Genomic DNA, 7,553 nt, shown 5'->3' on the forward strand with positions numbered 1-7,553 from the left:
GGGGTATGGGTAGTAATGGATTGACCTCTGCAAGGCACGATGTCTTTTCCAAATATCTGGCTGAAAAATACCCAGAAAGTTTTGATGCGGCTGTGCCTGTCGATCTGGTATATTCCGGCAATATTCGGTTAACGGATAAGGTCAAGGATTCCCCTATCGATGCGGGTAAATTGGTGTTGTCACCTACCCGTACCTATGCACCGATCGTAAAGAAGATCTTAGCGAAGTACAATGCAACGGATATTCACGGCATGGTGCCCTGCAGTGGTGGCGCACAAACCAAGATCCTTCATTTTATAGATAATCTTCATATTATAAAGGACAATCTATTTTCCATACCGCCCTTATTCAAATTGATCCAGGACCAATCAGGTACCGATTGGCGCGAAATGTACCAGGTTTTCAATTGTGGGCATCGCATGGAAATTTATACGAACGCAACCGTGGCACAGGATTTGATTCATATTTCGAAAAGTTTTGGGGTCGATGCCAAGATTGTGGGCAGGGTAGAGGATGCAGCCTCTAAAAAACTTACCATAAAAAGCGAATTCGGCACCTTTGAATATGCGTAGTATATCGAAATTGAAGTGGCTTGTTTTACGCGCCATTCCAAAGTAAACCATGCTGTATTTCGATCGCTCATTTTGTAGATAAACGACTTTGTTGTTTTGGGTATACGATTAGCCGGAATACCACGTTGTCTATAATAAACCAATGCTATGGAACGAAAGGATTTTCTTAGAAGTTTAGGGGCAGGTGCGGCCTTTGCACTTACGTTTCCCTGTTTGCAAGGATGTTCAAAGGATGATGTGGATGGGGACAAGGTAGAGCAACCCACGGGTATCGATTTTACAATTGACTTGAACTCCGCTGAAGGCCAGAAATTGGCCAACAATGGGAGTTTTATTTTAAAGAATTTAGTCGTTGTGGTCAAGGACTTGAGCGGTAATTTTGTGGCGGCAACCCAGGTATGCAGCCATGAATCGTACGACCAAGTGCGATATGAATCGATTGATGGGGGAATTTTCTACTGTGATGTACATGGTTCGCGTTTTGACCTTGATGGCACGCCATTGAACCAAGTGGACAGTAAAACCGCCAAACAATTAAAAGTTTACAATACCGAGCTCACTGGCGATTTGCTCCGGGTTTTTGAATAGTTTGGTGAAACCTTAAAAAAATTTATTTTGAAAAAGTTGATCTTTATGGTATTTATGGCAGGTTCGATTTTCGCTTCTGCCCAGGATTGGCATGCTACTTTTTCCGATGCGTTGTCTGTGTCCGCTACTGAGAACAAGCCCATCATCCTGGTTTTTGCAGGGTCAGATTGGTGTGCGCCTTGTATCATGCTCGAAAGAAATATTTGGCAATCACAGGAATTTATGGACTATTCCAAGGAAAATTATGTACTGTACAAAGCCGATTTCCCAAGGAAAAAAAACAATCAATTGCCAACCGAAATCGCGGATGGGAATGCCGAATTGGCCAAAGCGTATAATCCCAAAGGCTTCTTTCCCCTGATCGTGGTTTTGAATTCAGAAGAACAAGTTTTGGGGACCACGGGATTTAAAAAAATTAGCCCAAATGACTACATTTCACTTTTAAACTCATTTATAAAGTGAGAAAACTTGTCCCCCTGTTTATTGTCTTCTTCGTCATGGCAGGATTTGGACAAGAACGCAAGTATGTAACTGTCCATAGGACCCAAAAGTTAATGGGTAGCCGTTTCGATATCACCGTGGTCGCGGCGAATGAAGAAATCGGTTATATCAATATCGACGAAGCCGTTGCCGAAATTACCCGTATAGAAAAGTTGATATCTTCTTGGGATCCGGAATCTGAAACATCGTCGGTCAATAAGAATGCGGGCATACGACCTGTGAAGATAAGTTTGGAACTTTTTAATTTGATTGAAAGAACCAAAAAGATATCTGAAATTACTGATGGTGCTTTTGATATTTCCTTTGCTTCGATGGATAAAATCTGGAAGTTTGATGGCAGTATGGATTATATGCCGACTGCTGAAGAAATAAACAATTCTGTATCAAAAGTTGGATATGAAAAGATAGTTCTAGATCCAGCCAATCGTACTGTTTTTCTAATGGAAAAGGGAATGAAGATTTCCTTTGGGGCCGTCGGTAAAGGCTATGCTGCCGATAAGGCCAAGGAATTATTGGTTTCAAAACAAGTGGTCGCCGGAATAATCAATGCCTCAGGGGACTTGACCACCTGGGGAACGAAAGCCAGTGGTGAAAAATGGTTGATCGGTATTGCCAATCCGTTAAGCAAGGATAAGATATTTTCATGGTTGCCGATTGTTGAATCCTCCGTGGCTACTTCCGGAAATTATGAGAAATTCGTCATTTTCGATGGTAAGAAGTACACCCATATCATCGATCCCAGAACAGGATATCCTTCGCAAGGGGTAAACAGTGTTTCGGTCTTTGCCAAAAGTGCGGAACTCTGTGATGCCTTGGCAACCGCTGTTTTTATAATGGGCAAGGAGGCCGGTTTATCGCTGATCAACCAACTCGGGGGTACCGAGGTGATTTTGGTCGATTCGAATAATAAAATACATAAAAGCAGTGGTATACTATTCGATAATAATCCTTAATTTCATACTATGAAAAAATGGTTCCCTTTGCTGGTTTTTGCGCTATTATCCTCGTCCTGCGTCGTAGTGAAAGAGTACGATAAGGTGTATCTAAATGATGAGGAGATGGTTTTGAGCGCCAAAGGTGCAGAGCGTTTTGAGACGAACTTTCAGGTTTATCGGGAGGCCGCCGCAGGTGCCAATGGGGGTAAATCCGGAGGTGGGTGCGGATGTAATTAAATAAAAACCCTATTTCAACAAACCGACTTACGGATTGGTTGAAATAGTTGGTTGAATTTACCCCGACAATAGGAGGGGTCTTTTAATCATTTAAAAGAAATTTTAATATAAATCGAATCCAAATTTTCTTTTTAAAAAATTTGGATTCGCAAGTTGAACTTATCCTGACGGTACCGTCAGGATCTTGAAAAAACATTATAAAATAACACATATTTCTTTGAATAAACTTAGTATTTTATTTTTCTTATTGCTGTTTAATTGGGGTTTTGCCCAAGACGATAACACCAATAGCTATCAAAAGCGGGTTTTGGAAACCGCGGAAATAGATCTGTTGTTCAGTTATTACAACCAAGATGGCCAAAATGCTGCGGTAACGGGAGGAGAGGGTACCGAAGAATTAACCGATGCCACATCCAGTATTGTGGTTAAAATGCCCTTGAATCCTGATGATGTCCTAACGGTCGATGTGGGGATATCGGCCTATTCCTCGGCCTCTTCAAGTAACATAGATCCCTTTGATAAAAGAAGTAGGACGGCAAGTCCGTTCAGTGCCTCCTCCGGAGCTTCCCAAAGTGATGCCTTGGTGCATTTCAATCCGACATATGAACATAGTTCGGAAGACCGGAACTCGGTATACTCGGCACAAGCCTATGTTTCCTCAGAATATGATTATTTTTCGGTAGGTTTTGGAGGTGGGTATACCCGGTTGTTCAATGAAAGGAATACGCAAGTGGCAGCGAGTTTTCAGGTTTTTTTAGACAAATGGAACCCCCAATACCCTATAGAATTGCGGGACGGTTTCTTTGATACCCGAATAATGGGAAATGGCACCTACAATCCGGGTTTCACGGCTTTCAATGATGAAACAAGAAATTCGTATTCCCTTTCGCTAAGTTTTTCCCAAATTTTGGGGAAACGAATGCAAGGTTCCATCTTTATGGATTTGGTGTCTCAAAAAGGATTATTGAGTACCCCTCATCAAAGGGTCTATTTTGGGGATGTCAACGATTTTTTTATCGAGGACTTTCAATTGGCCGATGGGGTAGAGCAACTACCGGATAATCGATTTAAGATCCCGATAGGTGCCCGGTTGAATTATTATTTGAACGATTTGATCGTACTGCGTAGTTACTACAGATATTATGCCGATGATTGGGGAATCACAGCCCATACCGCCAGTTTGGAGATCCCGGTTAAATTGAGTGATAAATTTACGCTGTATCCTAACTATCGCTATTATAAGCAAACAGCAGCGGATTATTTCTACGCAAAGGAGGCCGCTGTTTCCAGCCTTGGGTACTATTCCTCTGATTATGATCTTTCCGCATTCAATTCCCATCAATATGGGATAGGGTTGCGTTACAAGGATATCTTTACCAGTGCCAAGGTTTTGATGTTCGGGCTGAAGACCATTGATTTTCGATTCAATAAATATGATCGTAGCGATGGACTGTCCTCCTATATTTTCAGCTTGGGAACTACCTTTATAGGGGATTGATACAAAAAGTTGCCATTTTCGTAACCATCATAGATACCGTATGTTTATTTATAAATGAATGCGCTTTGGTAAAAGTGGCAATACTTCTTATGTACAAATTTATTGTAAATTCGTAGTCGATTAGAGGAAAGACCATGATAGATAAATTAAATATAGTTAAACAGCGATTTGATGAGGTTGCAGACCTGATCATACAGCCTGACGTGATTGCCGACCAAAAAAGGTATGTGCAGCTCACCAAGGAATATAAGGACCTCAAAAAACTTGTGGCCAAACGCGATGCATATATTGAGCTTACAAACAATATCCAGGAAGCCGAAGAGATCATTGCCGATGGTAGCGACGCCGAAATGTTGGAAATGGCCAAAATGCAATTGGAAGAGGCCAAAGGAGGCTTGCCCCCGTTGGAAGAGGAGATAAAATTAATGTTGATACCCAAGGATCCCGAGGATGCCAAGGATGTCGTTGTCGAGATACGCGCAGGTACCGGTGGGGACGAGGCCAGTATTTTTGCCGGTGACCTATTTAGAATGTACACCAAATACTGTGAGAATAGGGGTTGGAAAACCAATGTCATCGACTTGAGTGAAGGTACCAGTGGTGGCTATAAGGAAATACAGTTTGAGGTCTCTGGGGAGGATGTTTACGGTACTTTGAAGTTTGAAGCCGGGGTACATCGGGTTCAACGGGTACCACAAACAGAAACGCAGGGCCGTGTACATACAAGTGCAGCTACGGTGATGGTCTTGCCCGAAGCCGAGGATTTTGATGTGCAGATAGATCCGAAGGATGTACGTATCGATTTCTTTTGTTCATCAGGTCCGGGAGGGCAATCGGTAAACACCACCTATTCGGCCGTTCGGCTTACCCATATTCCAACGGGTTTGGTGGCCCAATGCCAAGACCAGAAATCACAGCATAAGAACAAGGAAAAGGCCTTTAAGGTATTGCGTTCGCGATTATATGATATGGAGTTGGCCAAGAAACAGGAAGAAGATGCGGCCAAGAGAAATTCACAGGTAAGTAGTGGGGACCGATCGGCAAAGATCAGGACCTATAATTACGCCCAGGGTCGCGTAACGGACCATCGTATAGGGTTGACACTTTATGATCTGCAGAATATCATCAATGGTGATATTCAAAAAATCATTGATGAGTTGAGCTTGGTTGACAATACCGAGAAACTAAAAGAAGCCTCGGAGATTTTTTAGAAATGGCAAACGTTTGTCCGTTCGAGCGCAGTCGAGAACTTCAAGGACATCGTATTAATTATAACCGCTCTACAACCTTGTCTGAGGCTGGTGGGCGCGAAAGGAACCAATAGGTTTATGACTACGCAACAATTAATCGCACAAATCCGCAAAAAACAATCCTTTCTTTGTATCGGTTTGGATACCGATCTGGAAAAAATACCTCCCCATCTGTTACGAGAGGAAGATCCATTATTTGCGTTTAATAAAGCAATAATCGATGCTACCCACCATTTATGTGTGGCCTATAAGCCCAATACGGCTTTTTATGAAGCGTATGGTATTAAGGGGTGGCAGGCTTTGGAGAAAACCATTGCATACCTGAATAAGAACCATCCGGAAATATTTACCATTGCCGATGCCAAAAGGGGGGATATCGGTAACACATCAACACGTTATGCCAAGGCATTTTTTGAGGAATTGGGTTTTGATTCCGTTACCATAGCGCCGTATATGGGCAAGGATTCCGTAGAGCCATTTTTGGCCTTTGAGAATAAGCATACGATATTATTGGCACTTACATCCAATGAGGGAGCCTATGATTTTCAGACCCTAAGCGTTAATGGGGATGCGTTGTACGAGAAAGTCCTTAAAACTTCCCTGACCTATAAAAACGCCCATAATTTAATGTATGTAGTGGGTGCGACGAAGGCCAGCTATCTCGGGGATATTCGTAAGATCATTCCGCATGGTTTTTTGCTGGTTCCCGGAGTGGGGGCTCAAGGCGGAAGTTTAAAGGAAGTATGCCATTATGGAATGAACCATGACATTGGACTGCTGGTGAATTCCTCAAGAGGAATCATTTATGCCTCAAAAAACCAGGATTTTGCCTTGAAGGCTGCCGAAAAAGCAGAAGAGTTGCAACTCCAAATGAAAGCTGAGCTTATAGCTTTTGACAATTTATAGATTAAACCAGGCCTTCTAAGGTTTTCTCTATTTTTTTGGCTTTGTACTCAAAAAACTCACCTAAGGTAGTGTTCGCATATTTTATGCTTGAGGCTTTTTCCATAAAGCGCTGATACTGGTATTCCAATATCGATATAGCTTGACTTCCAGAGGTTATTGGAGTAACTGATCCGACTTTACAATATTGCTTTTCCATAGTACTGAAGTGTTATATCAAATATACGCGCGAATTATCATTTTAGACGTTCTCAAACATGATATTCAACTAATATTCAGGTATTTTGTCCATTTATTAACAATTACATTACAATGTTCATAAAAACATAGGGAAATCGTTGTTAAAAAAAACTATAAATCATTTGCACTATAAAAAGTTTTAATACATTGCACGATTGCTAAACAAGGACGCACCGAGAACACCATTGTTAAGTTACTACACATACGAACATCAAGAATCAACCACATGGGTAACCTTTGTCCATGGCGCAGGGGGAAGCTCTTCCATTTGGTATAAGCAAGTGCGTGAATTCAAAAAGCATTTCAATGTATTGTTGTTGGATCTCAGAGGGCATGGAAATTCCAAGCCTAGCTTAAAAGACGCCTTTAACGACAAATATACCTTTGATTCGATCACGGAGGATATCGTTGAGGTAATCGACCATTTGAAAATTGAAAAATCACATTTTATAGGTATATCATTAGGGACGATTCTCATACGGAACCTTGCGGAGAAATATCCGCATAGGGTAACTAGTATGGTCATGGGCGGTGCCATAATGAAACTTGATTTTCGTTCACAGATTTTAATGCGATTAGGACTTATGTTCCAATCCATTGTCCCGTACCTATGGTTATATAAGTTTTTCGCATTTATAATAATGCCCCATAGAAACCATAAGGAATCCAGACTCTTGTTTGTTCGGGAAGCAAAGAAACTCTACCAGCAGGAATTTACCAGATGGTTTAAACTGACCTCGGAAATAAATCCGTTACTTCGGGTTTTCAGGGCAGTAGATACAAAAATACCCACGTTGTACGTCATGGGGGGAGAGGATTATCTTTTTCT

At 41.7% G+C, this 7,553-nt stretch carries 9 protein-coding genes; all 9 read left to right on the forward strand.

Going from position 1 to position 7,553, the window contains the following annotated elements; all coding sequences use genetic code 11:
* Positions 1-572: AIR synthase-related protein (locus tag WBM98_RS14055; protein ID WP_424366655.1), on the forward strand; the 572-nt coding region annotated here is incomplete at its 5' end.
* A 147-nt stretch (positions 573-719) separates the two neighbouring features.
* Positions 720-1,160 (forward strand): ubiquinol-cytochrome c reductase iron-sulfur subunit, encoded by a 441-nt coding sequence (locus tag WBM98_RS14060; protein WP_424366656.1) that lies wholly within the window; start codon positions 720-722, stop codon positions 1,158-1,160.
* Positions 1,161-1,187: 27 nt separating this feature from the next.
* Positions 1,188-1,622, forward strand: coding sequence for a thioredoxin family protein (locus WBM98_RS14065; protein WP_424366657.1), 435 nt, complete (start codon positions 1,188-1,190; stop codon positions 1,620-1,622).
* A gap of 35 nt (positions 1,623-1,657) precedes the next feature.
* On the forward strand, positions 1,658-2,614 hold the full coding sequence (locus WBM98_RS14070; RefSeq protein WP_424366662.1) for an FAD:protein FMN transferase: 957 nt from the start codon (positions 1,658-1,660) through the stop codon (positions 2,612-2,614).
* Between the two features lie 9 nt (positions 2,615-2,623).
* Positions 2,624-2,833: a DUF4266 domain-containing protein gene (locus tag WBM98_RS14075; protein ID WP_424366658.1), complete on the forward strand. Its 210-nt coding sequence runs from the start codon at positions 2,624-2,626 to the stop codon at positions 2,831-2,833.
* Between the two features lie 217 nt (positions 2,834-3,050).
* Positions 3,051-4,331 carry a DUF3570 domain-containing protein gene (locus tag WBM98_RS14080; protein ID WP_424366659.1) on the forward strand — a complete coding sequence of 427 codons (1,281 nt, stop codon included), beginning with the start codon at positions 3,051-3,053 and terminating at the stop codon, positions 4,329-4,331.
* A 134-nt stretch (positions 4,332-4,465) separates the two neighbouring features.
* Positions 4,466-5,542: a peptide chain release factor 1 gene (gene prfA, locus WBM98_RS14085; RefSeq protein ID WP_424366660.1), complete on the forward strand. Its 1,077-nt coding sequence runs from the start codon at positions 4,466-4,468 to the stop codon at positions 5,540-5,542.
* Positions 5,543-5,659: 117 nt separating this feature from the next.
* Entirely contained in the window at positions 5,660-6,487 is an 828-nt protein-coding gene (gene pyrF / locus WBM98_RS14090) for an orotidine-5'-phosphate decarboxylase (protein ID WP_424366661.1), read from the forward strand.
* Between the two features lie 422 nt (positions 6,488-6,909).
* Positions 6,910-7,553: alpha/beta fold hydrolase (locus WBM98_RS14095; protein WP_424366663.1), on the forward strand; the 644-nt coding region annotated here is incomplete at its 3' end.

It is taken from the genome of Maribacter sp., from assembly GCF_049667165.1.
Classification (GTDB): Bacteria; Bacteroidota; Bacteroidia; order Flavobacteriales; family Flavobacteriaceae; genus Maribacter_A.

Coding starts and splice junctions, on each gene's coding strand:
- WBM98_RS14075 (WP_424366658.1), top strand. CDS start 2,624: ATGAAAAAATGGTTCCCTTTGCTGGTTTTTGCGCTATTATCCTCGTCC.
- prfA (WP_424366660.1), top strand. CDS start 4,466: ATGATAGATAAATTAAATATAGTTAAACAGCGATTTGATGAGGTTGCA.
- WBM98_RS14070 (WP_424366662.1), top strand. CDS start 1,658: ATGGCAGGATTTGGACAAGAACGCAAGTATGTAACTGTCCATAGGACC.
- pyrF (WP_424366661.1), top strand. CDS start 5,660: ATGACTACGCAACAATTAATCGCACAAATCCGCAAAAAACAATCCTTT.
- WBM98_RS14060 (WP_424366656.1), top strand. CDS start 720: ATGGAACGAAAGGATTTTCTTAGAAGTTTAGGGGCAGGTGCGGCCTTT.